Source organism: Streptomyces sp. NPDC048248 (assembly GCF_043201875.1).
In the GTDB taxonomy this organism is placed as follows: Bacteria; Actinomycetota; Actinomycetes; order Streptomycetales; family Streptomycetaceae; genus Streptomyces.
Genome location: NZ_JBICZL010000030.1, coordinates 36,717 through 62,296 on the forward strand (window position 1 = coordinate 36,717; position 25,580 = coordinate 62,296).

Below are 25,580 nucleotides of genomic sequence, written 5' to 3' on the forward strand. Positions count from 1 at the left end.
CGACCTGGCCTCGGCCGTAGCCCGAGCGCTGAGGGCGGCTGGTGCCAGCCCTTTCGAAGAAAGATTGCTCCGCTAGTCCTGCTCTGATCATTGATCACCTTTCCGCGCGGGTGGTCAAAACCATCCACAGAACGGCCGGGGAGGGGCTTGTCCGGTCGGAGCGATGCTCCGATGCGTGGTGGTTGGCAGGCTCTCTGGAGGAACATGCTCGGCATGAATAGCAGCAGACGGCGCGTGCCAACCGTCCTTACGTTGTGCGCCATCGCGCTGATCGGCCTGGTCGCCCTGGTAGTGGTCACGCCGATTGCGTTGACCAAGATTGCGCCAGTGGGCTACGACTGGGGCAGGCTCAGCGACATCAGCCAGGTCTATGGAGCCGTATCGATCCTGATTTCGAGCGTGGCCTTGGCAGGAGTGGTCCTGTCACTTGGCTTCCAGCTCCGTCAGGCCCGCACCGGCGACGAACAATCCGTGAGAGACAGCCACCTTCAGCTCACTGCTCTCGCACTCGTCAACCCCGAGCTCCTGCGAGCCTGGTCACCCCCTGCTGCGCCGGTCACCTTGGTTCGCCATCAGCAGCACCTCGTCGCCTCGCTCGTGCTCGGCGAGTTGCTGCAGCGCTTTCGGATCGGCCACCTTTCCGCAGACAAGCTGACCGTGAAACTTGATGGCCACTTCCGACACGAGATCGCGCGCGAGCAATGGCAGCGGGAGGGGACGGGCTGGCTACGGACCATGAACGCCGGAGACAAACGGGACCAGCGCTTCGTCCATCTGGTGCAAGCACGCTACGACATGGCCGTAGCGGCAGGACCACCTATCGCCGCCACCGATGCGTTCCTCCCACCAGAAGCCCCACCCCAGCCGCAACAGGCCCCTCGCTGCGTACCCGGAACCCGACCACGCCGCGTACCGCCACCGCGCACTCCGCACGGTCGACTCCGACGCGCGCGCCCTCAAGCCTGAGCGGCGCCAGGCCGTCGCGATATCAGGGGCTTCGAACATGGGCCGATCTTCCACACTCGAGGAGCCTGCGGCCAAGTCCACCGACTTCCTTGAGCAGGAGAAATCCGTTGCGGAACTTTCAGGCGCGCGACTGCTCCGCTGCGCCGAGCGCGTCGAGCTGACGGTCGTGCGCACGGCTCAGCAGCAGCACTGACACAGTCGCCCCGATCAGTGCACAGAACATGTCCCACTGGGTGTCCCACACATCGGACTGAGTGGCCAGGAAGTCATTGGCCGCACGTCCGCCGATCAACGCAGCTGCCCACTCGAACATCTCGAAGACCGCGCTGAAGGCCAGGCAGGCACATACGGTCAGCGGCGCCAGCCATCGGCTGTCGCGCAGCGGCGAGGTCCGGCTGAGCAACTCGCGTACCAGGACGGCGGGTACGAACCCCTGCACAAGGTGCCCGAACCTGTCATAGGGATTGCGGTCGAGCCCGAGCCATTCCCTCACCCAGTCGCCCAACGGGACCTGCGCATAGGTGTAGTGGCCGCCCACGGCGAGCACCAGCGCGTGCGCGGCGAGCAGGCCGTACAGAAGGTTCGTCAGCGGGAACCGCCGGCGGCTAAGGAGGACCAGCGGCAGACCGACCAGCACCCACACGGTCTCCAGCAGCCACGTCGTCGGGTCGCGCGGGCTCCAGGCAGAGAGCGCCATGGCAGCGATGACGACCACGACGAGGGCAGTCGGCAGCGACCGCCGCAGTGCACGGTTCTCGGACACAGAGCGGTCAGAGGGCGAGGTGAGGATGGGCTCGGGCATGGGGGAGGGCTCCTTGGTCCAGATGACGCCATGTTGCTGGAGCCTGGCGCCGGGGAGCAATGAGTACCCCTACTCATGTCGATCCTGCTTGTGAAGTTTGCCGCACCCACTGAACGATCACTTGGCCAACAGGGAGCAACGTCACATCCGCGGCCGCGTCCTCTCCTACGGCGCCAACCACGTCCTCAACGCAGCGATTTCCCCCTTCCGCCAGGCGCGCTGTCGAGGGCGCCTGGGGGGAGGAGGGTTGCTGTGCTGCGTCAGCCTTGGTGGCGGCGCAGACGATCGAGCCGCTCTGCCAGGGCCGCTGCGGTGCTGTGGGAGGTGACTGACCTGCGCGACGTGTCGTCGGTGGTAGCGACAGCTCGGGCTTTGAGGTCTGCGATGAGCATCGTGGTCATGCTGCGCAGTTCAGCGTTCATGTCGAGAAAGTCGGACAGGCGCTGAAGGGCAGTGAGTTCCCCGGTGCGCAGGGGAAGGGTGATGACCGTGTCCTCGGCCAAGACGGCGCCGGTGAACTGTCGTTCCGCGGTCCTGTTCTGTGCGGAGCGGAAGCGCTCTTTGAACGAGGTGTTGCGGTCGAATTGGCTGAGACGTTGGGCCAGGCCGTCGATGTCGTGGCCTGCCTGCCGGTAGAAGGGACGTTCGTCGCTGCCCGCGCTGTGGAGGTCCAGGAGCGCTGAGAGGAAGAAGGCAGCGACCCTCTCCGGCGCGGGAGTGAGGCCGGCGCCCATCCACCGGGTCAGCGAGGAGGCCCTTGCGCTGGTTTCGAGGACCAGTCTCCAGCCGCTGCTGGTGTCCCAGTCGAAGAACAGCTCCCGGGCTCCATCCGGCGCCCCGTTGGTCTGAGTGATCACTACGGGGGCGAAGTCGATGTACCCGGCGCCATCATTTTCGGGGGAGTCGTCTAGTTCTTCTGGCGGGCAGGATCCCACGTAGGCCACGGGGTAGCCGTCCCGTAGCAGGAGCTCTGCGACGCTGGCCATGTAGTGGCCAACCCGACGGTGGATTGCGCGGTCGCGTTCTGGGGGAGGCGGGATGTCGCCCATGAGGTTCTGGCTCCTTGGGTGTCGTATTGCCAAGCTGGGGTGGACTGATGGAGGGGGACCACTGTCTTTCGGCGGAAGCCGCCAGAGTTACTTCTGCTTCAGAAGCCCGATCGCGGCGGCCCTGAACCTATCCGTCATCGCCATCCTCCTCATCCATCTCCTCATACCGCTCGTCCATCGCGACGCGCCCAGTCGGCGAGCAGGCTCCCACAGGTCCATACGTCGACGGGGTACGCGCCTTCTGGCGCCCGGAACTCCGCCGAGGCGTAGAGGTGATCGAGGTGTGCCTTGGACGCTTTGCGCTGGGTGCCCCGACTCCCGGAGAACTGCGTCCGGCTGGCCATCGCCGTGCGGGCAGTCATGATCGAGCGGCTCAGGGTCTATACCCCGCAGAAGTACGCGCAGTTCGCGCCCCCGCCGTACGGCATCGAACGAGCTGCACCATGATCCGCTCACCCCATGGACGACAGCGCCTCCGCCACAAGAGCACGCGCCGCAGACCCCCTTGTGGCTCCCTGCGAGAACCGCTCAAAGGCACGAGCGTACAGCTCGACTTCGCTGGGCTGCGTCAGCGACAAAGCTGCGTCCAGAGTATCGGCGTGGACTCTGACCTCATCGAAGATCGTGAAGGTCGGCATGGGCCACACGGACCGCCGTGCCGAGAAGGGGACGATGCCCAGAGCGACATTGTGATGGTCCATCACTCCCAGCAGATGGCCAAGTTGCGCAGCCATGGCCGCTGCGCTGCACAACCGGTACCGCAGTACCGACTCCTCCAGCACGAAGGAGAATCGGTGCGCCCCGTTGGTCAGCACCGCGTTACGCCTCATACGGGCAGCGACGGCTGCGCTCACATCGTCCGGGGTGCCTCGGAAGTCTGCGATGGACGACAGAAGAGCGGTCGCGTATCCGGAGGTCTGGAGAAATCCGGGGATCACATCAGAAACGTAGACCCGAAACAGGCTGGTCTGTTGGTACAGGTCTCCCGCGGAATCCTGCAGCCGGCGGAGCCCGCTTCGCTGTAGTCGCCGCCACTGGACATACCTGTCGGCGGATTGACGGTTGGCCGCGATCAGGTCAGGTGTCTGGTCTGCGGCGTTGCAGGCACGGCACCACGCTCGGATGTCCGCGTCAGAAGGAGGCGTCTTGGCGTTCTCGATCCGGGATGACTTCGACTCGGACCAGCCACACCTGACGGCCAGCTCCCGCCCGCTCATTCCAGCTTCCCGCCGGATCTCACGCAGCTGCCCAGCGAGAGCCTCCCGGGCCTTCTGAACGCTCGACGACGGATGTGGGGGCATGGGGAGCGGACCTTCGTCAGATCTTGTACAGATGGTGCGGAACCGCGCGCTTCCAGACCGTTTCGAAGGCGGCGGAGCACAGTCTCACCGTCTCCGCGTCCTCCGTGATCTCGTCATCCACCACCGCGCCGTCACCGGAGAAGTGATGGACCCTGAGCAGCACGTCATCGAACAGCCAGAAGTCATTGCCGGGCAGAGGGATGTTGGTGGCCTGTCGGCGCGGTAGCCACCGGACTTCCTCACCTGCCGTGACGTTGCATCGGGTGACGTAGTGCTCCCACCGAATGTACTCCGACACAGGCTCGGAGATGATCCGCGCCCTGCGGATCACCACGCCCCGAGCCACGGTGTCATGGATCAGCTGGTCATAGGGATGCCACCAGCTCGCACGGTCTTCCCAACTGATCCGTTCACCGCGCTGCCATGCCCTGAAGCGGTCCGAGGGCACGTAGGCATCCCGCATCTCCAGGTGCATGGCAGAGCGCTGGCATTGCCCAAGCAGCTCAGCGAAGCTGGGCACGCTCGAGGGCATCGCACGCCTCCCTGATCAAGGGGATCATCCGGGCCGGAATCCTGACGATAGCCTCGCCTTCGGGCACGGAGCCGTTCGCGGGGCTCGTCGCCTCACACGCGGCTTGGGTCTCGGCGTCTAGCTTCCACCCCTGTAACAAGACCTCCTGAGCTTCCGTGTCCGCCCACGCGGTAGGGCAGTGGTCCCGGTCCGTGTCAGGGTCAATGCCGATGAACTCTACGGCCATGGTTGGCTCCCTGTTCTAGGCACTTGCTCGGACTTGCACAAGCGTTGCTGAGCAGCGAACCAGCCGTCAATACTGCTACAGGCCAACGGAATTCATGTGCAAGCTTGTGCAAGTTCGTGGAGCCGCAGGCGAGCTGACTCATAGCGTCGTCGTCACTGTCACTACGTGAGGGGACGGCCATGACCAACCCGACGACCTACCCGGGCCCACCCGTCGAGCTCCCCCTGCGAGTCGACGCCGACCCGGGCCCAGACCCCAGTTGCGACGTGTGCGCCGCGCTCGCCATGGAGCGCCACCAAGCTCGTGCCCGCGGCGACCTCTCAAAGGCTTCCGACCTCAATGTGGAGCTCCGCCAACACCCCCACAAGCTGAAGCGAAGCCCCGCGTGATCCCCATGAAGGACTACAAGAGCGCCCGCGCCGAGGCCGAGCACGTCGCAGCCCTGCTCCGCGCTGCCCTCCAGCGCGCCGGAGTACCCGAGACGGCCGTCTCCAGCATCCGCCCTCTCGTCTCCGGAACCGGACGCGCGTACGTGGAAATGGGCGCCCTACGCCTGGGGGACGCGACCAGGCTACTGGACGCCCTCCCGCTGGACGCCCCCCAACCGTCCGCCCCGCCCCCGGCCCGCTGAGAACGGCCGGCATTACCCCGGCTCACCGAGCCGGCACGCACCCACCGGGCGCCGGGGGATGCAACTGCACGACCGCGCGAAGACGTCGGTGGGTACATGACACGTCCGAACCTCCAGTGGACAACTTGCGTGCTCTGCTTAGGATCGCTCCCAGCGAAGAAACAAGAGCTTGCCTCCGTTTGGCTGTGGACACGCCACGGAGCATGCGGCCGCAGACCCACGCAGTGACCCACCCGTGTCGGGTGAGGATGGTGCCTCGTCTCGGCGGCCAGGTGGCGCTGAATGGGTAGCCGCGCCCCGCACTCTTCTAGGCGACCATCTCCGGCACGGAGCCATGAACGATTCTCTGCCCGAGGGCCAGGGCGCCGTCTAGCCGGTCCGGCAAACAGCTTCGCTGCCGGGGCGCGATGTCGTGTTCGAGGCGCAGGAGGCGCGGCGCGCGCGGGGGAGTCCCGGCGTCACTCGCGAGCAGAGGACTTCGCCAGGCAGAGGCGACGTGCTGAGGTCACGCTTGGGCCAGCGGTCCTGCGATCAGGTGTCCTGTTCAGTCCGAAAAATTGTCATCCACGTTGCGAAACCTGCTGGTCGGGATGGCGCTGAAACGCTGCTGCGGAGATCGTCTGAGACAACACTCCCGAATTGCCGAGGAGTGTAGAAAGTTAGTACTAATGTATGAATCCGTCATAAATGCGGCCCCGGCCAACTGCGCCGCTTGACCACTAGCTAGCACCCACCACTCCGCACTGATGGCGGGGCCTGCACCAGGCCCCGCCATCAGCAACACCCACACCCCGGGGACCCCATGCGTCTGCACCACATACTCCCGCTCAGCGCAGTCACCCTCCTGCTCCTCGTCGGCTGCGCCAACGAAGCACAACACGCCACTCCCGAGCCCAGCGCCTCTTTGGCGCAGCCCTCCAAGGTCCCCCAAAGGCCGGCCACTTCTCCACCGGACGACAGTCGGCCGTGGGAACCGGACGACGCCTTGGACCGCGCTGAGCGGGCCTTGGACGCCTACGATGGCGACGGCAGCGACCCCAAACTCATTGACTCCGGAACCGCAAACATCGCGAGCGGCGCGCACAAAGAGTTCCAGGCGCCTGGGAAGCGCTGGTACCGCCTCGACATCACCTGCGATACGCAAGGCGTCAAGGAACTCACCCTCACGCTGGCACGCGGCAGCAAAGAACAGGCATACGGAGTCGGCTGCGGCGACAGCGAAGCCGATCAGTTCAACATCCCTCCGGGCAGCACCTTCGCCGCCAAAGTCGACCCGGTCAAGGACGGCACCGGTCTCGTCATGTGGCGCCTGAACACCGTCACCAGGGACAACGTGGAGGGTTGCGACGACGACATCGACGGGTGCGACGGCTAAGGCGCTCTGTCGCGCGGGAGTGGACGGAACAGCTGACGTGGAACCAGCCGACGGAAACCTCTGGACTGCTCAGCGTTCCACGCACTGATCGCGCGGCGCCGGTCGTCACCGCAGACCTCTGACGACGCACTCCCCTTGATACAGAGAAGGTTCCTCGATGGACGACAACGCGTCCGGCCCTGAGACGGCCCAAGAATGCCCCCACTGCCTCGGCCCCCTGGCCCAGTTCCCCGGCGACACTGGCGGAGGCTCCCGGATCGCCACCGAGCGGAACATCAGCATCTGCGGGCCGTGCTGCACCAACGAAGCAATCCGCGACGCCCGGCGGATGGCGCCGGTCCCGCCGGGGGAGTGGCCAGTGACCGGCGCTCACCTCACGTGGGGCGACGCCCCCCTGCCCCGTGCTGACGTCCCGGCTGGCGGAGAGCCGGCGGGGGCTTCCCGGCCCGAACGATCGTCGCTGATCCTGTCTGCTTCAAACACAGCGAGCGTAGGCGGTGGTTGCCCACCCATGACCCCCACTACCGGCGGTGCCCTCGCCGCTGCCCGGCTCCGGCGTGGTCGGGGATGAGGGTTTCGTTCTTGGGCCGGTCGACTGATCAGAATGATATGAACGGGCCAGCCCTGACCGCAGGACTGGACAACCGCTGACTCGCCTGTTGATCTTGTTCCCACAAACTGCTGCTGCCCCGCTGTCTCCCGAGCTGGGCAATGGAGGAGAGTTGTGCGCCACGAAGTAACCCAGCGCGACGCCGTCGCGCAGCTCAGCGCTTGGTGGAGCGACTCCAGTTGGATGCCAGAGGTGCGGGAGATCGCTGGCCCTCCACGCTCCGGCCGCACGAGCGTGCTGAGACTGCTCTCCCAGGAGATCCCGGAGGCACTTGTTCTCGACGCAACCGGACGGACCACTGAGGAACTCTCCGAAGCGATCCGCGTCCGCTCCAAGGAGGAGACGGGGAGCAGCCGAGCCCTGGTGTTGCTGGTTAACGCTCACCGCGCCGGCCGGACACGGCGGTCTTCCCACCCACGAAGGATCATCGAGTCCCGGCTGGACGAGCTCGCGGAGGAGTACGGACTCGGGATCCTCGTGGAGATCAACGACGAGGAGGACTTCCTCAGTGCGGACCGCCACCGGTACGTGATGCGCCCGCCCGAGGACGAGACCCGTGAAGCAGCCGCCTATTCTTCCTCTCCCGAAATCCTGGCCCTTTCGCTCGCTGAAGCGCGGAAGGTTCCTCTGCCGATTTGGAGTGTCCTGGCGAGGGTTCTCACCTCACGAACGTGGGACGAGGCGCGTCTTGAAGAAGTCGCCTCGAAACACCCCGGGCTGCAGTTGTCCGCCGATGGCACCGTGGCGTTCGCAGACGAGTCGGTGGCCGAGGCGCTGCGCAGTACGCTCAGCAACGAAATCGCGGAACGTGCGCACCACGCGGTCATGAACTGGCTTCTCGACACAGACGCCGAAGAGACCCCCGGTGCCATGGGCTACCGGGCAAGCGCAACGGCCATGCACGCAGCCAGCGCTGGACAATTCAGGCGCTTGATGCAGAACGGCGCCGCTCTCGTCGCCGTCTCCCAGGATGCTCTGCTCGATGCAGCTTCCTGCCTGCGCCACGGCCCCCCGGTCGACACACTCGCATCGGACGCGTTCTACGCACACAGCTACGGCGTCACGCCGGGTGATCCGGGGGAATGGGCGGCGTGGCTCAACCTGTTCACCACCGCGCGGGGAGCGACAGATACGGCGCGAGACATCGCCATCGCCATCAGGCATCCGCTGCCGTGGCGCTGCCGTTGGGCACACTGGAGGCCGCCCGGCAGCTGGCAGCCGCAGTTCATCGAGCCCGGCCCCATCGCAGCTCTGGCTCATGTGAGCTGGCAGGCCAAGCACGTCGTTCTCGGGTGGGGTGAGTTCCGAGATGCGGCTCGGCCGATCTGGATGTGGGATGCGGCGACCGGTGAACTGCTGACAGCCCCGTTCGACACCGTCATCCCCGACGACACCCTGGCAGCGATGGCATGGCCAGATGGCCGTGACGTCGAATTGACCTTCGAGAACCTCGCCTACGAAGCCGCACGCAGCTACGGCGAGGGCCCCGACCGGGACTGGCTGCCATGTGCCCTGCACGTAGGCGACACGCTCGTGGTAGCCGGGCCGGGCGGCGCCTTCGCCGTGGGCCCGGCCGGCTGGTCGACACCTGTGCACCTGACTCCCACCAGGCAAACGGATGCGGTTTGGCCCTACCGCAGCGTGACCGGCTCTCCTCCAGCGGAAGTCCTCATCCCTGCTTACGACGCCTGCCGAAGGGTCTTCGCACCCGATCCCGTCGCAAGAATTGCTCCCGGGAGGCTGCCGGCCGAACTCAGCGACCCCACCACACGCCAAGTCCTCCAAGAGATGGGTCTGCCCACGGGGGAGGTGGGCGGTCTTGAGCTCTCGCTTCCCGGCGACAGCGAGTTGCGTGCGACGAGCCCTTGGCCTGACGGCGAGCAGCAGCCTCCCGACGCTGAGGGCCCCTTCCTCCAGATAGGACGGTGGTGGGGCGGGGCCGTGGTGATCGACGGCTCCAACGGAATCGTTCTGCGGGCTCAGGCACACGACGAGCCCGGGGGCTGGAGCCCGGACAAGGTGATCGCTTCGGATCTCCGTTCCTTCGTGGCGATGCTCCACCTTCGCAAGCTCGCCGCGCTTTTCATGGCGATGGCTCCCAGCGACCTCGAGCAGCGCGCACTGCGGTATCAACTGGAAGAGGGTCTGGAAGAGATCGACGAGAGAGGCGCGGGGTCCCCCGCCTGGATGCGAGGTCTGCTGGGCGACTCCGTGTGGTGATCTGCGTCCCGTAAGAGGGCGAGACCGCGACTAACCGCGGCACCCAGCTGAGCTGAACGTGTCAGGCGGCGGCCAGGGCACCGACCTGTCATAACCATGGCGTTGAGCTGGCCGAGGCCATGGACCGGTGCGCAAGTGTCCCTACGCGGTGGCGACCGCGCCCCTCGCGACTCGCTTGCTGCCGCCGGCCGTTGACCTTGCCCCTGGAGAAGCCAGCTGCGCACCAAGGTCACCAAGGGCGCCGGCTCCCGAGCAGCCGCCTTGGCCATGGTGTTCAAGCTCATCGAGTCCGCTCAGGCCCGCTGGCGGGCCGTGAACGCATCCCATCTCGTCGCCCTCGTCCGAGCCGGAGCCCGCTTCGAACGCGGACAACTGATCGAACGCCCAGGAGCCTGTGCTGCGTGAACCGGCGCTCCGTCACCAGCCCATCTTGAAACCGGTAGCGCCCCCGGCCGACGGCGGTGAAGATCGCGGCATGCATATCTTCCTGGAGACCGGCCGGCTCGTGCTGCGCGCGATCACCGAGGCCGACGCCGACGACCTGTTCGCCCTCAACGACGACCCCGAGGCCATGCGCTTCATCAACGGCGGGAAGCCGGCCAGCACCGAGACGATCCGGGAGTACACCCTGCCACGGCTCCTGCGCGACTACCCGGGCACCGGGACCCGCGGCTACTGGGCCGCACAGGAGAAGGCCACCGGGGCGTTCCTGGGCTGGTTCGAATTCCGGCCGCTGGACGAGCACAGCCGCGCCGAGGTCGAACTCGGCTACCGGCTCCGCAAGTACGCCTGGGGCCGCGGCTACGCCACCGAGGGATCACGGGCCCTGATCGACAAGGGATTCACGGTGCTCGGGGTGAAGCGGGTCATCGCGCACACCATGGCGGTTAACACTGGTTCCCGACGAGTGATGGAGAAGTCCGGCCTGTCCTTCCTACGGAGCTTCGCCGGGGACTGGCCGGAACCGATCCCGGGCTCGGAGCACGGCGACGTCGATTACGAGCTCACCCGGACCGCGTGGGAGCAACGCCAATAGACGCTCTCCGATGATCCACAACTCTTGACAATTACTCCCACGTGTGGGCGGTAGCCGCGCTGTTCGCCGTCAACTCTCTCTTCTGTGTGTTGATGCAGACCAGGATCGGCTCGCGTATCGAGACCCCGCACGACGGCGGCCGGGCGTTTCGCACAGCGGGGCTGCTCTTCCTCGTCAGCTGCCCGATGATGGCGCTGGCGGCCTACGGCCCAGTCTGGGCCGCAGTAGGACTGGTCCTGACTGCGATCTTCGTCCATGGCCTGGGAGAGGTCTGGGAATCATCGGCGGGCTTCGCCCTGGGCTTCGGTCTGGCCCCCGACCATGCCCAGGGCCAGTACCAAGGTGTCCTCGGGCTCGGCTTCAGCGCAGGCCAGGCTCTTGCCCCCGCGATCCTCACCACGGTGGTGCTCGGACTCGGCACGACAGGCTGGCTGCTGCTGGCGCTGTTCTTCGCTGCACTGGGCGCTGTCGGCCCGTCTCTTGCCCACTTGGGCATGCGTACCCGGCCGCAGCCAGGCGTTGCCGCAGAAGTGACGGGATGACCAGCGAGTAGGTGTCAGGAGCCTTCTTCCTCGTCGTTCTCGTCCAGATCCGGCGCGTCCGGGTCGCGCAGCGGGCGCGGCCACCAAGTTCCGGTGGGCCTGAGCGCCGACCGGGCCGAGACGGCCGCTCTGACCGAACTGGCGAACGGCTGCGGCCACCAGGACGTCGAGTACGTCCCGGCCGGTGGCCAGGACGCCGACAGCGCCTGAACGTGCCGTTGATGGTGCGACGCACGGGCACCAGTCGCGAACAGCGTCCTCCATGCGGGTGGACGATCCCGCATGCAGGCCCGCCGGCCGGGAAGCGCGGCTGATGATCGGAGCATGAGCAACGACATCACCACCCTGCTTCCCGCCCAGGACGCCGCGCGCCGCCTGGAGATGCTCACCCTGGAGGAAGCCCACGACCTGCTGCGCCTGCTTCAGCTGATCGCGGGGGAGGGGCTGGAGGAGTTGTCGCAGGAGGCGGACTGGTTCGCCCGGGAGATTGCAGCGCGGATCCCCTCAGAGAACTGACCGACCAGCACCTCCCGCCATCCCGGCCGCGCCGTACGGTCCACTGCGGCCCAGGCCGCCCGCCCCCGGGACCGCGCGGCTTGCGGCCCTTGGCCAGCGCCGGCTCGTTCCCCCGACGTCGGCGCTCTGAGGCGGGACCTGTTGTCTCCTGCCGCCGGGAGGGGGAGGCGGCGGTGTCAGGCGCCGCAGGGGGTGTCGTTGTTGCGCAGGCTGTGGGTGGTGTCGTTGAGCTGGTAGGAACGCAGGTCGCCGATGGTGCCTCCCTCGCGTCCGACGCAGACGTGCCGGCCGAAGTAGTTGTCCTTCTGGTAGACGCGTGCGGTGCGGCCGCTGTTGTTGATGATGGAGCTGCCGGCTCCGCGGATGTAGTCGGGCAGGTGGCGCACGGAGCCGTCGACGGCTCGTTTGACGTAGGGCTGGCCGCCGAATTCGATCTCGGGGTAGATACAGACGAATCCGCGCGGGCAGCTGATCTGGTGCTGGGCCGCGCCGGGGGAGCCCGCCGTGGTGGCGTGGGCGGGCGCGAGGCCGGCCAGTGAGGCGGCCAGCATGGCAGGGACGGCGGCGGCGAACAGCGCGCTCGTGCGGTGCAGGAGTCTCATGGCAACTGGCTTTCCTGGCGGAACGGTTCGCCATGCCGCACGGAGCTGCTGTTCCTCCAGATGGGTGACTTGTAGCGATCGGTGAGCCCTTTCGTGCCTGCGCGTTGCCTGCAGGCTGTTGGAAGTCAGCACCTTGCGTAGGTTCTCCCGCGCGGCCGCGGTCAGCACCCCCGACTGCAACGCCGCCAGCCGCGCCCCAGTTCGCCCTCGTCCGTGGTGCACGGCAGACCTCCGGAATCCTTGGCCGGCAGGGAACACACACCCACCATCGCCCCCGACCGGCCACGATCCCGCCGCCGCGCCGTCGCCGTCTGCACCAGCAGATCCAGCGTCGGCACCAGCACCACCACCCGCCGCGCCCGAAGCCGCTGGGCGGTCGCGGTGGCGATGAGCGTTTGGCCGGAGCCGCTGGCGGCGATGCACTGGCACCCAGCTCCACCTCCTGCAGGTGCCCGTCTGCGGGCCCCTGAAGGGTCCGCACGACCGCCACCGCCTCGACCTGGTGGGGCCGCAGAACCTGCGCAGAAGCCCGCCCGCTCACTGCGGCGCCAGTTCCGTAAGCAGGGACGGATTGACGATCCGAACACCCTCGGCGAACTTCCCGTACGCCGCAGCCTGCTCATCAGTCAGAATCTCAACCGGCACGAGGCGGACCGTAACCAGCTGCGGAACCGACCCGGCGATCTTTCCGCGAACCCCAGCGGAGCCTCCAGCCGGTGTGCTAGCCAAGCATGATCGTTCTCAGCGCCAACCGCTGTACCGATGTTCCCCGAGGCCGGTGAGCCCCGTGGGTTCAGAGAAACTGAAGCTTGTTCAGGGGGAACTCGCGGGTCGCTCCGTGTGCATCAGGTGGGGAAGTCCGTGGGTTCGGCGGGAACGCGGGGGTGGACTGCGGCGAGGCGGCGGGCTTCGGCCGTGACCTCAGCCTCGATCTGAGCTATTGCTTTGTCGTCGCTGTATTCGAGGAAGGCGTACTCGTCATCGAGTTCGACGAGCCGTGCTGTCAGGGGCAGCTCATGCCCGTAGCGCTGGTTGATCCGGAAAGTGAGCTCCCAAGGTTTCAGCTCGCCGGCCAGCATGCGTCGTGCGAGCGCTCGCGCGGCGGCTTGTTCGCTGGCCTCGCTGGCGGCCGGGTAGAGAATGAGGCCGAGCTCATCGAGCGCTCCGGGGAGCAAGTCGTGCACGTCGTAGTCCGCCTCGGCGCGTGTGCAGGCTGCCAGCACCCGAAGTCCGGGGCTGTCTAGGCCGGCGACGAGCGCGTCACAGGCCGCGCTGACGACATCGCTTGCGGGGATCTCGCCCACGCTCCAGAGAGTGGCGCAGTCCTGTAGTTCGCTGGCTGCTGGCGGCCACCTCGCCAAGCCAGCCCTGGCCCCGGGCCTCCTGGAGGCGGTCGACGAGGTTGGCGTGGATCTCCTGGAGACGTGGCATCTGGGCCGAGTCCACAAGCAGTAGGGGACATCTGAGCAGGCGTTTTCATGCTGGCACGAGGTCGCGTAGTCGCGGCCGCAGGTTCCCAGGGCGACCCTGCGGAGCTCGAAGTGAGCCAGGAACTCGTCCCACTGGGTAGCGGTGCGCTCGCGGTACTCCTCGCTGGGCCGCTCAGTTCGGCGGCGGGCGATGAAGGCCTGGTGATGGGAGATAGCTAGCCTGCGCCTTCGTTCCCAAAGCCCTGTCAGGCCGGCGAGTTGTTGGCGGCGCGAGCTTGTCAGGCCGTCCGTCGCGCAGGAGCGGACGGAACAACTGACCGGGCTCCCAGCCGACGGAGAGTTCGAAGTCGTTCCGCGTTCCACGCACTGATCGCGCGGTGCCCGGTCTCGGGCACCGCAGACCTCTGACGACGCGCTCCCCTTGATACTGAGAAGGTTGCTCGACGACGACAACGCGCCTGGCGTGGAGACGGCCAAATTATGTCCCCGCGGCCACGGCCCCTGGCCCAGTTCTCGGCGACATTGGCGAAGGCGGTGCAGCACGGCCGGCAGATGCTGATGTTCCGGTTGCAATCCGGAATGTGGTGGCGCCAGTCGGCTGAGGAGCCTCACGGCAACGGACGAGGAGACCGGGATATCTCATGAGGCATATCTGGGTCGTTAGTTGGTTAGCGTTCCGCCGTCACGATAACCATCAGCAGAGGGGGAACCGGCTTGTACCGCTTACGTCCGGTGGCCAACGGCATCAGCACCGACCACCCGATCCCGGGCCTGCCGTTCATCAACGACGGCCGTCTGCCCCTGGACAGTCCCGATGCGATCGAACGCACCGGCCGGAACCAGGGTGCAGGGCTCTGGGGGCGCACTGATCGCACCACGGGCGGCGGGTGGGTTGCGTTCACCACCGAGCCCAAGAATCCGTCCTTTGCCTGGGCCGTCTATCACCACCCGCCCTATGGCCGCACTGTCCTTCTTATCCATGACAGGTATCAGGGCGATCTGCACCACCAGTGGAAGTATGGGCGTTCGGGCTTCCTGCACAGGCGAGGCGGTTACTGGTGGAACGGCAAGCGCTGGCATCGCCCCAGCCAGGTGTCGGACACGGCCTTCGAGGGCTACGATCCTCGGCCGGTCGACAACCCCACGACGATCACGGCGGCCCATCTGCTGGACTCCGCCGGGAGCCCTGAGAACGCCAGCATCATGAAGATTGCCAGCTTCACGGCGCAGGAGCCTGTGACGAACTGGAAGGATCACCTAGCCCTATGGGCGGAGCTCCGTGCGGCAGATCCTGGCCGGCTGCCGTTGGACGCGTGCATCGTCGATTTTCATGCACCCGAGCTGGAGCGGGAGGCCCTCGTCGACATGGCGGGGTTGGCGAAGATCGCGGCGATCGGTGTGGACGACCTGCCCGATCCGAAGTACGGACGTAACTCGCTGCCCGAGCCGCAGCTTGAGGCGGCTGGCAGCATGTGGTGGTCCGTGCCGGTCGCGCAGGACTGGGCCGAGAACCACCTTCGGGACAACGGGCCCGAAGCGCTCCTGTCAGCCACCACTGTGTACGACACGGTCCAGCCCACCGGCCTTGTGGACGACCACAACCGGCTGCGCGGTGTCTTCCACGAAGCTCTGACGGAATCCCGCCACAGCGGCGGGAAGAAGCAGCCGGCCTTTATGAAGGGCGACTTGGCGCAAAGTGCTGCCGACTCTCTCGCCTGGGACGCGGCGGCCAGCCTCATGTACGGCCACGACCAGGGGCTCATCCCTCATGGCCCGCTGCGGGATGTGCTCGTCGAGTCCATCGTCGGCCGTCTCGCGGAAGACGTCGAACAGCGTGTCAGCGAAGGCAAGGGGGTGGAGGACATCATGCTCTCGGACATGCCCACGAGTGCCGTGAAGCTCCTCACCTGGTACATCCAGCGCCGGCCCCGTGAGACCGCGAACCTCCTCGGGGAGGTCTGCCTCACGGCTCGCGTGCGCCTGGGCCTGCAGCCTGCCGTGGTCGGGGGTCTGTTCCGCCGATCCTTCAGCCTGGACAGCGGGCTCGATGGCAAGACCATCGACAGCCTCCTGGACATGGCGTTGCCGCCTTCCGCGCGGGGCTACCGCAAGAGCTAGAAGATGGAGGGGCTCGGTCCGGTTGTGACGGGCCGGGCCCCTCCAGGTGTGGCGTTCAGCGCCAGCAGTTGGCTCGCCGTCGAAGTATTCCTCCCAGAAGCCTGGGCGCTGCCACTTCTTGGGCGCGAGCGTCACCTGGCCACCCGCCAGCCCTGCGACCCAACACGGCTATCTGGCGTCATCGCGCCGCCCCCAAGGCCTCCCGCGCCCGCCTCCGGTACGCCACAGTGGAGGCCGCCACGGTGGCGGCCGCAGGGGGTGGCGTGCTGCACGTAGAGGTACTACTGAAGTCGCTCGTGATTGGGGGGCTGGCAATGGGAGGGCTCTATGTGCTGCTGGGGCTGGTGTTCTTGTCGATCGGCGTCAACATCTTTCGCTCCTCATCCAGCAGCTCCAACAGCTCCGGCAGCCACCACGACGGGGCCGGCGGCGACTTCGGCAAGGATGATGGCTACGGCGATGGCTTCAGCTGCGGCGGCGGTGGCGGCGGGGACTGACGAGATGCCAGACAGCACCGCATGCCCGGCCCGTATGCCGGCCAGGCCAGAGGCGGACCAGCGATCGCGCTCCACACAGCGCACCGTGACCGCCTGAGCAGTGACCGGCTTACGTCCGACCGACCACTCCCCGACACGAACGGCTACCGGCGACGGGTCACACCTGCGGGCGCAGGCTCAGTCCGCGCAGCGCAAGAGCAGATGCGGCGCTCCAGGCGAGGACAGCGATACCGGTGGCGATGCTTCGGCCGTCGGCAGGGTGGCGTACTGGCGTAGAGGCGGTGTTCTGGTACTGCACTGCTCGTGCGGGTGCAGAATTGAGGCCGGCGCCCGGGGGAGGCCACAGTGAAGTGCCCTGACATGTCGCGTGATGCGCGTCTGACCGTCCATAAGGCGGTTTCAGAGTCCCTGTCCTCGTGCAGTGGCGACGCCCTGCACGAGCTCTTGGACACGGCAATACCGATCGGGGCCGGCATCGGTGGGAAGTCGGTCCTGCTGGAGGTCGCCGGAACTCCGGTCTTCGTGAAGCGGGTGCCCCTCACCGACTTGGAGAGACAACCTGAGCACGTCCGGTCCACGGCGAACCTGTTCGATTTGCCCGTCTTTTGTCACTACGGCATCGGGACCCTCGGCGGGCCGGGCTTCGGAGCCTGGCGAGAGCTCGCGGTGCACACCATACGACGAACTGCCGACACGGATGGAGGGGTGATCGGCCACGACCTCTCCAGTTGCCTGGCTGATGATTTGAATGCAGCGGACGATCATGCGGGCAGCCTACGCAGGCACAAGGTCTACTCAGCCCGCCGGGTTGCAAAGTGCAGAAAAGAGTGTTGTGGCTGCTGGACGTTGTCTGGGATCAGGCCAGATCCAGCTACCTGACCCAACGGGCTGACCATACGCTGTGGCCATGCTGCTGATCTACGACGGGGAGACCACCGCCGACGCGCCCACGCCGCGCACCGGCGGAGTCCCGCTCGTCCCGGGTGAATTCGTCTGGCCGAAGTGCCGCGAGTGCGATGAGGCCATGCAGTTCCTCGCCCATCTGCCCCTCGACATCGGCGTGGTCGCGGTGTTCTTCTGCCAGAACGATCCCGGGATGTGCGACGACTGGGACGCCAACGCCGGTGCCAACCGCGCCTACCTGTTCTCCGGTGAGCTCACCCCGACCATCGTCCCGGCCGACGGCGAGACACTCCTGGGCGCGGTCACGGCTCTGCGCCTCCATCTCGCTGACAATCCCACGGAGGAGCCGGTCCTCGGACGGCTGGGCGGCGAGCCTGACTGGATTCAGGGTGACGAGACTCCTGACTGCCCCTCGTGCACCACTCGCATGACGTTCACGGCCGAGCTGGAGGAGGGTTACGAATACGCCACCTCCGCGAACTTCGGCGGCGGGGGTCGCGGTTACCTCTTCCACTGCCAGCCCTGCAGTGAGGCCGCGTTCCTCTGGCAGCGCTGAACGCCGTCCCAAGAGCCATGCCGCGCGCGTAGTTCAGAGGAGCCTGTGTCCGCTGCCTGATGCTGAGCGTCAACCCGAAGATGCTGCCCCGGCTGGACGAGCTGGAAGAGGACCTCCTTGCCCGCCGCGAGCACGCCATCGCAGAGGACTGGCGGGTGAGAGCGATGGACTCGACCTCACCCTCACGCTCCTGCGAAGCAAGCGTGAGCAGGCTCGCCGCTTCGAGCGAAACGGCCCGGTCTCCCTCGGGCTTCCCGTGGTTCCTCAACCAGATCACACACGGGTGATCAGGAGAGCGGACACCAACAACGCCGTCTGGTGCAGGGCCTGATCACTCAAATACATTCCGTTCATTCCGGCTGCCTTCAGCTCCGCGAAGCCCTTCGCGCCGGTGTGATCCAGCAGCCATCGCAGAGGCCACCGGCGATCGAAGAACGCGTGTGTCACCACCGAGACGAGCAGCCCAGCAAACAGCCCCGCCCAGCCGAGTTGGAGCGGGAGAACGGCCCACACCAAGGCCAGCAAAACGCCCATAACCAGGTGATATTGCGCCACGTGCCTGAGGCATACGCCCCAGCCCCGCCTTGGGCTCACGCCCTCGGCGACCTCGGTCGCCGAGGGCGCCCCCTTGCCCGCGGTCTGGCCATCGGCCTGTCCGAACACGTGATCCGCCAGGTTGTGACCAACAGCGGGCACCGCCCCCACCGCGCCGAACGTCGCCAGAGTGGCGACCTGATCGATGCTCGTCGCGGCACTCATGACATTGCAGAGAGGCAGTGGCCGACAGGGAACACATGCGCTTGGCTAGAGGTCCTACTCCTGAACGATGTTGATCGTGAGGACCCTCGATGGCAGAGGCGATCATCGGACTGGTTGGCGCAGTGTTTGGAGCGCTGACCACCATGCTCGGGGCTGCGCTCTCTGAAAAGAGGCAAGCCCGGCGAGAAGACAGGAAGTGGCTCCGCGACCAGCGGGCCGCTGCTTACAACGGAGCGCTCCGTCATCTTCTCCGCGCCGCGAATCTTCGATCGGAATTCGCCGGCGGGCGCGGAGCAGCGGTCCTTAAACAGGAACATCAACGCGAGTGGTTCGACGACCTGGTCCAAGCACAGTTCTGGCTCCACACTGCGACCCGCCACTGTGACACTGCTCAGCTGGACAGGCTGACACAAGCAGCCGAGCTCCTCGACACCTACGTCGCCCGCCTCAACACCAGCGAAAACTACGACGAAAAAGGTTTCTCGATCTTGCAGGTCCTGCTGACCTGTATCGAAGCCGTTACCGACTCTGCCCCCCGGGATAGCGGAGGGCCTCAGGCCGGACAAGAGAACAGGGCAGCTGTCACCGCAGAGGAACGCGCCATGGCAACCCCACAGAGCGGGGAGGAACCTCACCCTCCGTCGACTCGTGAGGGGATCCACAACATCGTCATGGGAAATGCCCAGGGTCCCACTATCACGGCGACGGGAGGAACCGGCGCCATCACCTTCGGCGGCCGGCCTCTTCCAATACCGGACGCGGAGACCTCCCAGCGAGACACAGACTCCTGATCCGTCCCAGATCTTCCTGGTGCAGAGAATGTCCAAGTGGAAGGCGCCGTTCATGCCGAAGTCGGCCAGCTTGTAGAAGCCGCCCTTGCCCGTCTTGGTGGCGATCTTCTCCAGAAGTCCCTTGCCCGGTACACGGCGATCCGCGGCGTAGTGGGTGCCGAAGGACACGGCGACGCCATCGCGGCGGCGGCCGGGTGGACCCGGATCCCGAGCGCGCGGGCGCCAATCCCGGCGACGATCGCCTGCGTGGCCGTATAGACCAGGCAGTGGTGCAGGCACGCCTTACGGCCGTCGGCCGTGCCGTGGGTGATCCTAACTTCGGTGACCTGGCACCAGACGTGTAGCCCTCACTCGCGCCACCTCGTGCAGATGCAAGGATCGCTGCCCATGAGTCCCGAACACTGGAGTACTCACGCGGTCGAGCTGAGGTCCCGCAGCGTGATCAAACGATTTCGGGGCGAGCACCGACAGCAAGCTGAGCGTGAGTGGCGCGCCCTGACCCTGCTTGCCCGGTATGCACCCGGCTTGGCTCCCGAGCCTTGGGAAGCGGACCTTGAGGCGCACGAACCCACAGTGGTGATGTCCCGGCTTTCCGGGGAGCCCTTGCGAGGCCGCTCGCTCGACAGGGCACATATCAAGGCCCTGACCAAGACGTTGTCGAGACTGTATGGCGCAGTGCCGCCTGATGCGCTGGCAGCGGTCCCTCGCCGGCCAGGGCATCAGCAAGACCTCGTCGCTCACCTCCGCTCCTGGGGACCGCAGGTTCGGCTCCAGACCAGCGAAGAGGTGAGGCATGCCATGAACCGGGGGCTGGCCTGGTTGGCCGGCTCGGGCATGGAGACTGCCGGGCTGCCTGACGTCCCACGAGTCTTCGGTCCTGGCGACGGCAATCTCGCCAACTACTTGTGGGACGGCTCCGAAGTGCGCGTCGTCGACTTCGAGGACTCCGGGGCCAGTGACCGTGCCTTTGAACTGGCGGAGATCACCGAGCATGTGGCCAGCTGGGTGGATCAGCCGCTCGACGTTGAGGCCCTCCTGGGACAATTCGAGCTGACGACAGGTGAATCTGTGCGGCTGGGGGAGTGCCGGCGGCTCCTCGCTCTCGTATGGCTGTTCCTCCTCTCCTTCGACAAGGGGAACAAGCCGAGGAACCCGCCAGGCACTGCGGAAAGGCAGGCAAGCCGCTTGTTGAACCTGCTGGACTAACTCAGGGGGCGTGCGCGTCCCGACAGGTGGCGTGCTTCGCCTGGTGTCTCGCGCCTTCTCGTCGGCAGTCAATTCGTCGGCACTGCCGACGAACGCCGGGCCGCAGTGTGGCGGCAGACGCTCGATGACCATCGCGACGGCAACCTGTGCGCTGTCTGTCAGGGCGATCCGCGGGCTGCTCCGGCTCGGTCCCTCGACGTAGTACCGGCCGTCTCCCAGAGTGCCGATGTAGGGGATGTCCCAGGTGGGCCGCAGCTCCGTGCACCTGCTGAAGTGCAGCTCCCACATACCGGTCCACGGGTAGAGCTGACGCAGCCGCGGCTTGGCGTAAGCCACTTGCACCATCTCGGTGAATGAATTCCGCAGCGGCGATGCCTCCGGCCGGGAGGCTTCACCGGCTTTGCCCAGGATCTTGTGCCAAGCGGCGTCGACGGTGTCGGCCATCCCTAGATTGTGAAGGGCCCAGCCTCACTCCTCTTCTTGATGGGGATGCTCGGCTCAGCTCAGCGCGTCCATTAGGGCGGTGACGTAGGCATTCAGCCGCTCCGCCACGGCTGGCGTCGTCAGCTCTGCCCTTCCTGCTTCCCGCCATGGCTGCGACACCAACTGCACTTCTTCCGAGCACGCCAGTGCGTCCCGAACCTGCCAGTACAGTCGCTCGCTCGCGGCTGCGGCCAGCGCCCCGCCGGCCTCCTCATACGCCTCAGCGAACCGCAGACCCCATGCCGGGCCATGCAGCAGCGCGAGGTTGGTGGAGCAGTGCGCCACATCGAGGTCCGCCGGGCCCCAGGAGGTCGCTGCCCAGTCGACGACGCCGGTGATCCGGGGACCTGCAGGGCTTGGAGGAACGTCGAACAGTACGTTGCCGGGCTGGAAGTCCCGGTGCAGGAATCGCCCTTCATAGGGCGGCGCGGGCCCCCGGATCACGTCGATCGCCGCGGCCCATGCCGCCACGTCGGCGCCCCGCGGAGTCACGACGGTGTCGGCGGTCGTCAACGCCACATACTCCCGGGGCCGCTCGGCGGGGCGCAACGCGTGGATCGCCACGAGTTGACGGGCCAGCAGAGGGACACGCGTCGCCAGTCCCTCCTCGTCGAGGACTGTCCGCCCCACCAGATGTGTCATCAGGAGCGACGGGTACTCGCAATGCGCGGCCGTCGGATCCACCGCGACCAGTCCAGGAGCCGGCACCCCGGCCCCCGTGAGCAGAGCCAGCGCGCCGGCCTCCCGGTTCAGCCAGTCTTCAGCATGCTCCACGTTGACGAAGCTCCACAGCACCAGGTCGCGGGTGCCTCCTCCCCGCATGCCGATGGTCAGTCGCCGCATTTCGGCAGTGATGCCGCCTTGCAGAGCCTCGGCTCTGACGATCCGCTCCCCGACCTCCAGGTGCCGGCTCGCCCAAGCCAGGGTCAACGGTCGGACAGCCGCCGCCTCAACGTGATTGGTCACCGTGCCACCTCATCATCCGGACGTCGGCGCCTGTCGTTGAAGACCACTGCGTTCACCCTCCGCGACCGCTCCCCAAGATCTGTGCCAGAGCCCGCTCGCGAACTGAGCCATGACGGGCTTAACGGGCCTGCAGGTGAATTCGCGCGTCTGAGCACGCGTGGTCACTAGCCCCCAGCGAATCTGCGGACAACCGGCTCGAGGTAGTCAATTCGAGGCCCGTTGCCGACTCGAAGAGATCATCGCCACCACCGTGTACGACTACTTCGCGGCGCCATCAACGCTGCTGTGCCCCTATTGCGCTGCAGATCCGGACGCGCTCAGCGCCGAGCAGGCCCCCGGCCTGCGCCCTACGACCTCTTCTTCGCCAGCTCCTCGGCGAATACATTCTCACACTCGGCGCTGTTGTCCACAGCCTCGAAGGAGATCACCAGGAACGACTCGGCTCGGTCGCGGTAGATCGCCCTCAAAGTCCAGCCGCTCTTCTCCAGGGACGTGATGACCGAACCCTGCTGCTTGAGCTCCCGCGCCTGCTTCCAGCCGCCCTTCTTCAGGGCCGCCAGCGTCCCGGCGTAGGACTTCTGCGGGTCTGCGGCCTTCTTGACGTCCGCCTGCCAGGAGACCCCGCACCTCTCGAGGGAAGCCGGGATACCCCCCGACGGCTCCCCCGTGAAACCTGCTGCCGCGGCCGCCTCCACGATCTCCTTGGTGGCCGCGCCGGCGCCCAGGCTCCCGCCCGCTCCCGCCGGAGCGGCGGACGAGCCGGAACGCGACGCCCCGGACTTGTCGTCCTTCGCACCGCTGCATCCCGCCACCAGAAGCACCACACCGGCGGCCGCGGCCGCCCACCTCGCCTTGCGCACAGGTCTCCCGATTCCCGTCACGCGCGGGCCCCTGCCCGCGCGAACAAAAGAGCAGTCTTGCACAACAGTTCGCTCACGTTCGCGGCGTTTGGGCGGCATGGCGAGCAGGTGCTGGAGTTCGTCGCCGACGACGACCAACAGGCGCGTGACCGAGGGAGCGAGGCGTGTTCCTCGCTCTTACCGCCTTCTGGGCTGGGCTGGCTCGAACCCAGCTAACTTGCCTGGCCCCGTGGCCGTCGAGATCGCCAGTTAACTCGGTTAAGTCGGACTACGGCACCCTGCTCAACCTCTGGGTGGCGGTGCTGCGGCGGACTTTCAGGGTTGACGTCGTGCACAGCGGTGCTTCGTGGGCAGAGATGTCGCCCGTAGTAATCGAGGAGGCCCCGTCCCCTGACTGGCCGCCCCCCATCCGTCCGCCCCGCCCCCCGGTCCGCTGAGAACGGTCGGCATTACCCCGGCTCACCGAGTCGGCACCCACCCACCGTGCGCCGGTGGGTGCAACTGCACGGCCGCGCGAAGACGTCCGTGGGTACATGACACGTCCGAGCCCCGAAGCGCCGCCGCCCCTCCCCAACTGGCCCCACTGCGGCCACAGCGTGGCCCGGGGAACCGGCCCGGTCGGTTGCCGCGGGGTCCAGGTTTTTGGACACACGGTCTGTCTGGCCCACCTGACTCACCCTAATCGCGCTTCTTACCTCGCCACACTGTCGCCCGGCGCCGACGTCGACCACCGCGGAACCCCCTTCACTGGCGAACTCCTCAGCGAGTTGCTCACTGCATTCACGGATTCCGTCACAGGTCGGCCCCACTTGGGCGAAGCCCTCTTCCAAGAGGCAACGTTCAGTGGTGACGCTGTGTTCGACGGGGTGAGGTTCGGCGGCCGTGCCTGGTTCACGGGAGCGGACATTGAAGGAAACGCCCAGTTCAACGGCGTGGAGTTCCGCGGCGAGGCTCTGTTTGAGGGAGCGCGTGTGGGCGGTCGTGCCTCGTTCGAGCGGGCAACCTTCGACGGTGGCGCCTGGTTCGTCCGGACCGATATGGCCGACACCGCCGTGTTCGGCGGAGTGAAGTTCAATGCCGAGGCTTCGTTCTTCGGCGCGAAATTCCGGGGTGGTGCCTGGTTCGGCGGCGCAGAGTTCCGCGGCGACACGTGGTTTCGTCGGGCGGAGTTCCACGGCGACGTCAGCTTTCTGAAGGTGACCTTCGAGCACGTGGCCACCGTGGGGCCGCTGGTGTGCACAGGGACGCTGGACCTCTCTGAAGCACTCTTCGGAGCCGCCGTCACCATCGAGGTGGCAGCCGATGCAGTGCACTGCCGGCGAACACGATGGATGTCCACCGCCGCGCTACGGCTACGGAACGCCACCGTGGACTTGAGCGATGCCGTCCTCGAGCATCCAGTGAGCATCGCGGCCCGCTCCCGCCCCTTCACCGCGGACGGCGAGGTACTACCTGAACTGTCCCTGAGCAGTCCCCATGTTCGTGTCCTGACCCTGAGAGGCGTGGATGCGGCGCACCTGGTGCTCACCGACATCGACCTCAGCGACTGCCGGTTCGCCGGCACCATCCACCTCGACCAACTCCGGCTGGAGGGGCGCTACCGCCTCGCCACCTCCCCCTCCGGCGTCCGGCGGCGCGGAGTGTGGCCAGTGCGTTGGACGCCCCGCCGGACACTCGCCGAAGAACACCACTGGCGCGCCACCCGCCAGGCCGGCGCAGAGGGCTGGACACCAGCTCCAGAAACCGAAGAGGTACTGGTACCGGCTGCGCTGGCGCCTGTGTACCGACAGCTGCGCAAGGCCTTCGAGGACGCTAAGCACGAACCTGGCGCAGCCGACTTCTATTACGGCGAGATGGAGATGCGGCGCCACGCTGACGACATTCCCTGGAGCGAGCGCAGCCTCCTCACCCTCTACTGGGCGCTGTCAGGCTACGGGCTGCGCGCCGCCCGCGCCCTTGGATGGCTGCTGGTGGCCATGACGGTCACCCTGATGGCGATGATGCTATGGGGCCTGCCACAAGGGGAGGGGAAGTCCACCAGCACCGGCACGCTCACCGGCCGCAGCATCACGATGACCAGCGGCACGCCTGCTCCGGTGAACCCCGATGAGCCGTACCTGGACCGTCTCTCGTCAAAGCGGTTTGAGAGGTCGCTTCGTGTCGTGGTGAATTCGGTGATCTTCCGGTCTTCTGGGCAGGACCTGACGACGGCCGGTACCTACACCGAGATGCTCTCTCGCCTCACCGAGCCTGCCCTGCTGGGTCTGGCAGTCCTGGGCATCAGAGGTCGCGTCAAACGCTGATCTCCCCGCCCGCACCCAGGGTGTACCGCGCCAACCCGATGCCTCGGGCGCTGCTGGAACAGCTTGCAGATCACCGGCCAGTCCTCCGGCAGGTAGCAGCTAGGTCGTTTCGTTTGGATCACCGAGCGGACCAAAGGAAGATGCCTGCAATGTACAGTCCGGCCAGGTAGATGGTTGCGGTCTTCTCGTAGCGGGTGGCGATTCCGCGCCATTGCTTCAAGCGGTTGATGCACCGCTCGACGGTGTTGCGCTGTTTGTAGGTCTCACGGTCGAAGGCGGGTGGCCTGCCGCCCCGGCTGC

The 25,580-nt window shown here is 66.7% G+C and carries 26 protein-coding genes and 4 pseudogenes; 18 read left to right on the plus strand and 12 right to left on the minus strand.

All coding sequences use genetic code 11. From position 1 onward, the window contains the following. Positions 1–213: 213 nt before the first annotated feature. A complete protein-coding gene (locus tag ACGFZW_RS36535; RefSeq protein WP_393897636.1) occupies positions 214–966 on the plus strand; it encodes a DUF6082 family protein in 753 nt (250 codons plus the stop codon). A 118-nt stretch (positions 967–1,084) separates the two neighbouring features. Here the strand turns inward: ACGFZW_RS36535 and ACGFZW_RS36540 are convergent, their stop codons facing one another. Further along, on the minus strand, positions 1,085–1,768 hold the full coding sequence (locus ACGFZW_RS36540) for a DUF2238 domain-containing protein (protein WP_393897637.1): 684 nt from the start codon (positions 1,766–1,768) through the stop codon (positions 1,085–1,087). Between the two features lie 260 nt (positions 1,769–2,028). Then, positions 2,029–2,817 (minus strand): hypothetical protein, encoded by a 789-nt coding sequence (locus ACGFZW_RS36545; protein WP_393897638.1) that lies wholly within the window; start codon positions 2,815–2,817, stop codon positions 2,029–2,031. A gap of 288 nt (positions 2,818–3,105) precedes the next feature. Between ACGFZW_RS36545 and ACGFZW_RS36550 the strand changes: the two genes are divergently transcribed. After that, positions 3,106–3,264: a hypothetical protein gene (locus ACGFZW_RS36550; protein ID WP_393897639.1), complete on the plus strand. Its 159-nt coding sequence runs from the start codon at positions 3,106–3,108 to the stop codon at positions 3,262–3,264. A gap of 5 nt (positions 3,265–3,269) precedes the next feature. Here ACGFZW_RS36550 and ACGFZW_RS36555 read toward each other — a convergent pair whose 3' ends face one another. The 3 genes from ACGFZW_RS36555 to ACGFZW_RS36565 are packed head-to-tail and all read right to left on the minus strand — an operon-like array spanning position 3,270 to position 4,876. Continuing rightward, on the minus strand, positions 3,270–4,118 hold the full coding sequence (locus ACGFZW_RS36555) for a helix-turn-helix domain-containing protein (protein WP_393897640.1): 849 nt from the start codon (positions 4,116–4,118) through the stop codon (positions 3,270–3,272). Positions 4,119–4,134: 16 nt separating this feature from the next. Further along, positions 4,135–4,650 carry a DUF6879 family protein gene (locus ACGFZW_RS36560; RefSeq protein ID WP_393897641.1) on the minus strand — a complete coding sequence of 172 codons (516 nt, stop codon included), beginning with the start codon at positions 4,648–4,650 and terminating at the stop codon, positions 4,135–4,137. After that, positions 4,622–4,876 carry a hypothetical protein gene (locus ACGFZW_RS36565; protein ID WP_393897642.1) on the minus strand — a complete coding sequence of 85 codons (255 nt, stop codon included), beginning with the start codon at positions 4,874–4,876 and terminating at the stop codon, positions 4,622–4,624. Before ACGFZW_RS36565 ends, ACGFZW_RS36560 begins: the two co-directional genes overlap by 29 nt. Positions 4,877–5,261: 385 nt before the next feature. On the opposite strand from ACGFZW_RS36565, the gene ACGFZW_RS36570 reads away from it, so the two are divergent. From ACGFZW_RS36570 to ACGFZW_RS36600, 7 genes and pseudogenes are all read left to right on the plus strand, one after another. Next, positions 5,262–5,507, plus strand: coding sequence for a hypothetical protein (locus ACGFZW_RS36570; protein WP_393897643.1), 246 nt, complete (start codon positions 5,262–5,264; stop codon positions 5,505–5,507). A gap of 1,006 nt (positions 5,508–6,513) precedes the next feature. Next, a complete protein-coding gene (locus ACGFZW_RS36575) occupies positions 6,514–6,882 on the plus strand; it encodes a hypothetical protein (protein WP_393897644.1) in 369 nt (122 codons plus the stop codon). A gap of 724 nt (positions 6,883–7,606) precedes the next feature. Beyond that, positions 7,607–9,712, plus strand: a complete 2,106-nt coding sequence (locus ACGFZW_RS36580; RefSeq protein ID WP_393897645.1) for an SUKH-4 family immunity protein — start codon at positions 7,607–7,609, stop codon at positions 9,710–9,712. 213 nt (positions 9,713–9,925) lie between these two features. Next, positions 9,926–10,117: pseudogene (locus ACGFZW_RS36585) on the plus strand (IS256 family transposase); the annotation flags it as partial. Positions 10,118–10,187: 70 nt separating this feature from the next. After that, entirely contained in the window at positions 10,188–10,748 is a 561-nt protein-coding gene (locus ACGFZW_RS36590) for a GNAT family N-acetyltransferase (RefSeq protein ID WP_393897646.1), read from the plus strand. 41 nt (positions 10,749–10,789) lie between these two features. Further along, positions 10,790–11,290: a hypothetical protein gene (locus tag ACGFZW_RS36595; protein ID WP_393897647.1), complete on the plus strand. Its 501-nt coding sequence runs from the start codon at positions 10,790–10,792 to the stop codon at positions 11,288–11,290. A gap of 324 nt (positions 11,291–11,614) precedes the next feature. After that, positions 11,615–11,806 (plus strand): DUF6417 family protein, encoded by a 192-nt coding sequence (locus ACGFZW_RS36600; protein ID WP_393897648.1) that lies wholly within the window; start codon positions 11,615–11,617, stop codon positions 11,804–11,806. Between the two features lie 176 nt (positions 11,807–11,982). On the opposite strand, the gene ACGFZW_RS36605 is transcribed toward ACGFZW_RS36600, so the two are convergent. Both ACGFZW_RS36605 and ACGFZW_RS36610 read right to left on the minus strand, forming a co-directional pair. Then, positions 11,983–12,408: a peptidase inhibitor family I36 protein gene (locus ACGFZW_RS36605; RefSeq protein WP_393897649.1), complete on the minus strand. Its 426-nt coding sequence runs from the start codon at positions 12,406–12,408 to the stop codon at positions 11,983–11,985. 845 nt (positions 12,409–13,253) lie between these two features. Then, positions 13,254–13,712, minus strand: coding sequence for a hypothetical protein (locus ACGFZW_RS36610; protein WP_393897650.1), 459 nt, complete (start codon positions 13,710–13,712; stop codon positions 13,254–13,256). A gap of 10 nt (positions 13,713–13,722) precedes the next feature. On the opposite strand from ACGFZW_RS36610, the gene ACGFZW_RS36615 reads away from it, so the two are divergent. From ACGFZW_RS36615 to ACGFZW_RS36640, 6 genes and pseudogenes are all read left to right on the plus strand, one after another. After that, positions 13,723–13,863 (plus strand): hypothetical protein, encoded by a 141-nt coding sequence (locus tag ACGFZW_RS36615; protein ID WP_393897651.1) that lies wholly within the window; start codon positions 13,723–13,725, stop codon positions 13,861–13,863. 707 nt (positions 13,864–14,570) lie between these two features. Continuing rightward, a complete protein-coding gene (locus tag ACGFZW_RS36620) occupies positions 14,571–15,956 on the plus strand; it encodes a hypothetical protein (protein WP_393897652.1) in 1,386 nt (461 codons plus the stop codon). A 263-nt stretch (positions 15,957–16,219) separates the two neighbouring features. Continuing rightward, complete coding sequence (locus ACGFZW_RS36625; protein WP_393897653.1) at positions 16,220–16,453, plus strand: hypothetical protein; 234 nt, start codon at positions 16,220–16,222, stop codon at positions 16,451–16,453. A gap of 360 nt (positions 16,454–16,813) precedes the next feature. Then, positions 16,814–17,131, plus strand: a pseudogene (locus ACGFZW_RS36630) (protein kinase family protein); the annotation flags it as partial. 229 nt (positions 17,132–17,360) lie between these two features. Further along, positions 17,361–17,912, plus strand: coding sequence for a hypothetical protein (locus ACGFZW_RS36635; RefSeq protein WP_393897654.1), 552 nt, complete (start codon positions 17,361–17,363; stop codon positions 17,910–17,912). Between the two features lie 59 nt (positions 17,913–17,971). Then, positions 17,972–18,199, plus strand: a complete 228-nt coding sequence (locus ACGFZW_RS36640) for a hypothetical protein (RefSeq protein WP_393897655.1) — start codon at positions 17,972–17,974, stop codon at positions 18,197–18,199. On the opposite strand, the gene ACGFZW_RS36645 is transcribed toward ACGFZW_RS36640, so the two are convergent. After that, positions 18,186–18,671: a hypothetical protein gene (locus ACGFZW_RS36645; protein WP_393897656.1), complete on the minus strand. Its 486-nt coding sequence runs from the start codon at positions 18,669–18,671 to the stop codon at positions 18,186–18,188. The two genes, ACGFZW_RS36640 and ACGFZW_RS36645, sit on opposite strands and share 14 nt — an antisense overlap. An 89-nt stretch (positions 18,672–18,760) precedes the next feature. Here ACGFZW_RS36645 and ACGFZW_RS36650 point away from each other — a divergent pair, with 89 nt between their 5' ends. After that, positions 18,761–19,462, plus strand: coding sequence for a hypothetical protein (locus ACGFZW_RS36650; RefSeq protein ID WP_393897657.1), 702 nt, complete (start codon positions 18,761–18,763; stop codon positions 19,460–19,462). Between the two features lie 387 nt (positions 19,463–19,849). Further along, the gene (locus tag ACGFZW_RS36655; protein ID WP_393897658.1) at positions 19,850–20,668 is read left to right on the plus strand and encodes a phosphotransferase family protein; all 819 of its coding nucleotides are present in this window, start codon (positions 19,850–19,852) and stop codon (positions 20,666–20,668) included. Positions 20,669–20,764: 96 nt separating this feature from the next. Here ACGFZW_RS36655 and ACGFZW_RS36660 read toward each other — a convergent pair. The 3 genes and pseudogenes from ACGFZW_RS36660 to ACGFZW_RS36670 all read right to left on the minus strand — a co-directional run. Further along, a pseudogene (locus ACGFZW_RS36660) lies at positions 20,765–21,112 on the minus strand (DUF6193 family natural product biosynthesis protein); the annotation flags it as partial. 54 nt (positions 21,113–21,166) lie between these two features. Then, a complete protein-coding gene (locus ACGFZW_RS36665) occupies positions 21,167–22,117 on the minus strand; it encodes a phosphotransferase family protein (RefSeq protein WP_393897659.1) in 951 nt (316 codons plus the stop codon). 347 nt (positions 22,118–22,464) lie between these two features. Next, entirely contained in the window at positions 22,465–22,977 is a 513-nt protein-coding gene (locus tag ACGFZW_RS36670) for a hypothetical protein (protein WP_393897660.1), read from the minus strand. A 533-nt stretch (positions 22,978–23,510) separates the two neighbouring features. Between ACGFZW_RS36670 and ACGFZW_RS36675 the strand changes: the two genes are divergently transcribed. Then, entirely contained in the window at positions 23,511–25,280 is a 1,770-nt protein-coding gene (locus tag ACGFZW_RS36675) for a pentapeptide repeat-containing protein (protein ID WP_393897661.1), read from the plus strand. Positions 25,281–25,398: 118 nt separating this feature from the next. Here ACGFZW_RS36675 and ACGFZW_RS36680 read toward each other — a convergent pair. Continuing rightward, a pseudogene (locus ACGFZW_RS36680) lies at positions 25,399–25,580 on the minus strand (IS5/IS1182 family transposase); the annotation flags it as partial.

Excerpts from the sequence above, each read along its gene's own strand:
- ACGFZW_RS36535 (WP_393897636.1), top strand. The coding sequence starts at position 214 with ATGAATAGCAGCAGACGGCGCGTGCCAACCGTCCTTACGTTGTGCGCC.
- ACGFZW_RS36540 (WP_393897637.1), bottom strand. The coding sequence starts at position 1,768 with ATGCCCGAGCCCATCCTCACCTCGCCCTCTGACCGCTCTGTGTCCGAG.
- ACGFZW_RS36545 (WP_393897638.1), bottom strand. The coding sequence starts at position 2,817 with ATGGGCGACATCCCGCCTCCCCCAGAACGCGACCGCGCAATCCACCGT.
- ACGFZW_RS36555 (WP_393897640.1), bottom strand. The coding sequence starts at position 4,118 with ATGCCCCCACATCCGTCGTCGAGCGTTCAGAAGGCCCGGGAGGCTCTC.
- ACGFZW_RS36560 (WP_393897641.1), bottom strand. The coding sequence starts at position 4,650 with ATGCCCTCGAGCGTGCCCAGCTTCGCTGAGCTGCTTGGGCAATGCCAG.
- ACGFZW_RS36565 (WP_393897642.1), bottom strand. The coding sequence starts at position 4,876 with ATGGCCGTAGAGTTCATCGGCATTGACCCTGACACGGACCGGGACCAC.
- ACGFZW_RS36590 (WP_393897646.1), top strand. The coding sequence starts at position 10,188 with ATGCATATCTTCCTGGAGACCGGCCGGCTCGTGCTGCGCGCGATCACC.
- ACGFZW_RS36600 (WP_393897648.1), top strand. The coding sequence starts at position 11,615 with ATGAGCAACGACATCACCACCCTGCTTCCCGCCCAGGACGCCGCGCGC.
- ACGFZW_RS36605 (WP_393897649.1), bottom strand. The coding sequence starts at position 12,408 with ATGAGACTCCTGCACCGCACGAGCGCGCTGTTCGCCGCCGCCGTCCCT.
- ACGFZW_RS36635 (WP_393897654.1), top strand. The coding sequence starts at position 17,361 with ATGCTGCTGATCTACGACGGGGAGACCACCGCCGACGCGCCCACGCCG.
- ACGFZW_RS36640 (WP_393897655.1), top strand. The coding sequence starts at position 17,972 with ATGCTGAGCGTCAACCCGAAGATGCTGCCCCGGCTGGACGAGCTGGAA.
- ACGFZW_RS36645 (WP_393897656.1), bottom strand. The coding sequence starts at position 18,671 with ATGAGTGCCGCGACGAGCATCGATCAGGTCGCCACTCTGGCGACGTTC.
- ACGFZW_RS36650 (WP_393897657.1), top strand. The coding sequence starts at position 18,761 with ATGGCAGAGGCGATCATCGGACTGGTTGGCGCAGTGTTTGGAGCGCTG.
- ACGFZW_RS36655 (WP_393897658.1), top strand. The coding sequence starts at position 19,850 with ATGAGTCCCGAACACTGGAGTACTCACGCGGTCGAGCTGAGGTCCCGC.
- ACGFZW_RS36675 (WP_393897661.1), top strand. The coding sequence starts at position 23,511 with ATGACACGTCCGAGCCCCGAAGCGCCGCCGCCCCTCCCCAACTGGCCC.